Below are 2241 nucleotides of genomic sequence, written 5' to 3'. Positions count from 1 at the left end.
TTCGGTTCGAGGGCGGCCGACCGGGCCGCCGCCGAGCCGCTCGGCGACCCGGAGATCTCCACCTACCACGCCTTCGCCGGGCGCCTGCTCAAGGAGCACGGCCTGCGGATCGGCATCGAGCCGGACGTCCGGCTGCTCGCCGACGCCACCCGCTTCCAGCTCGCCGCCAAGGTGCTGCGCACCGCCCGCGGCCCGTTCCCCGCCCTCACCGGCACCTTCTCCAACCTGGTCGCCGACCTGGCCGCGCTGGACGGCGAACTCGCCGAGCACCTGGTCGAGCCGCAGACCCTGCGCGAGTTCGACGAGCGGCTGCTGGACACCCTCGCCACCGTCAAGCTGACCAACGACGACCTGCGGGCCGTCCCGGTCACCGCCCGGGCCCGGCTGGAGCTGCTGCGCCTCGTCGAGGACTACCGGCGCCGCAAGCGCTCCGCCGGGCTGATGGACTTCGGCGACCAGATCGCCGCCGCCGCCCGCCTGGCCCAGCAGCGCCCGGAGGTCGGGGAGCTGCTGCGCGACCAGTTCAAGGTGGTGCTGCTGGACGAGTACCAGGACACCTCGGTCGCCCAGCGGCTGATGCTCGCGGGCCTGTTCGGCGCCCCCTCCGACGGCGCCCGCACCGGCGGCGGTCACCCGGTGACCGCCGTCGGCGACCCCTGTCAGGCGATCTACGGCTGGCGCGGCGCCTCCGTGGCCAACCTCGACGAGTTCCCCCGGCACTTCCCGAAGGCCGACGGCCGCCCCGCCGCCCGCTACGCGCTCAGCGAGAACCGCCGCAGCGGCGGCCGGCTGCTCGCCTTCGCCAACGAACTCGCCGCCCCGCTGCGGGAGATGCACGAGGGCGTGGAGGCGCTGCGCCCGGCCCCCGGCGCCGAGCGGGACGGCTTCGTGCGGGCGGCGCTGCTGCCCACCCACGCCGAGGAGGTCGACTGGCTGGCCGACTCGATCGCGCACCTGGTGCGCACCGGCACCGCGCCCGGCCGGATCGCCGTGCTGTGCCGCGGCGGCGCGGCCTTCCCGGACATCCACGCCGCGCTGGTCGCCCGGGAGGTGCCGGTCGAGGTGGTGGGCCTGGGCGGGCTGCTGCAGCTGCCCGAGGTGGCCGACCTGGTGGCGGTCTGCGAGGTGCTGCAGGACCCGACCGCCAACGCGGCGCTGGTGCGCCTGCTGATCGGCCCGCGCTGGCGGATCGGCCCGCGCGACCTCGCGCTGCTCGGCCGCCGGGCCGCCGACCTGGTGCGCACCGACCGGCCGGAGGGCGTCGAGGCGCTGGCCGCGGCGGTCGCCGAGGCCGATCCGACCGAGGTGGTCTCGCTGGCCGACGCGGTGGAGACCTTCCTGGACCCCTCGGCCGGTGAGGACGGGAAGCCGGACGAGCTGCCGTTCTCCGCCGAGGCCCGGGTGCGCTTCGCCCGGCTCGCCGTCGAGCTGCGCGACCTGCGGCGCTCGCTCGCCGACCCGCTGATGGACGTGCTGCACCGGGTGCTGTCCGTCACCGGTCTGGAGGTCGAACTCGCCGCCTCCCCGCAGGCCCTGGCCGCCCGGCGGCGGGAGACCCTGTACGCCTTCCTGGACGTCGCCGCCTCCTTCGCCGACCTCGACGGCGACCCGGGCCTGGCCGCCTTCCTCGGCTTCCTGCGCGCCGCCCAGGAGTACGACCGCGGCCTGGACAGCAGCCTGCCCGGCGGCGAGGACACCGTGAAGGTGCTCACCGCGCACAAGTCCAAGGGCCTGGAGTGGGACGTGGTGGCCGTCCCCGGTCTGGTGCGGGGCGCATTCCCGTCGTCGAGCCCGCGCGAACGCTGGACGAGCACCAAGCGGGTGCTCCCGCACGCCCTGCGCGGCGACGCCGAAACTCTGCCCGACGTGCGCGGCGGGTGGAACGGGAAGTCGATGGCGGCGTTCAAGAAGGAGCTGGCCGAGCACTCCGGCGTCGAGGAACTGCGCCTGGGCTACGTGGCGTTCACCCGGCCCAGGTCGCTGCTGCTGGCCTCCGGGCACTGGTGGGGGCCGAGCCAGAAGACCGTCCGCGGCCCGTCCGCCTTCCTGGAGCGGCTGCGCGAGCACTGCGAGCGGCCCGGCGCGGGCGAGGTCGAGCACTGGGCCGAGCAGCCGGAGAAGGGCGCCGAGAACCCGGCGCTGGCCGCCCCGGTCGAGCGCCCCTGGCCGCTGCCGCTGGACCCGGCCGCCCAGCACGCCCGCCGCCGGGTCGCCGGGGTGGTGCGCGCCCGGGTGGCGGGG

The 2241-nt window shown here is 76.3% G+C and carries 1 protein-coding gene; it reads left to right on the top strand.

Features of this window, described 5'->3' with window-relative positions; translation table 11 throughout:
* The coding region (locus tag ACIQOV_RS38235) for an ATP-dependent helicase (protein ID WP_401055367.1) at positions 1-2241 on the top strand (2241 nt) is incomplete at both ends.

Source organism: Kitasatospora sp. NPDC091257 (genome assembly GCF_044757675.1).
GTDB classification, from domain to species: domain Bacteria; phylum Actinomycetota; class Actinomycetes; order Streptomycetales; family Streptomycetaceae; genus Kitasatospora; species Kitasatospora lactacystinica.
This window is presented reverse-complemented; position numbering and strand designations above follow the sequence as displayed.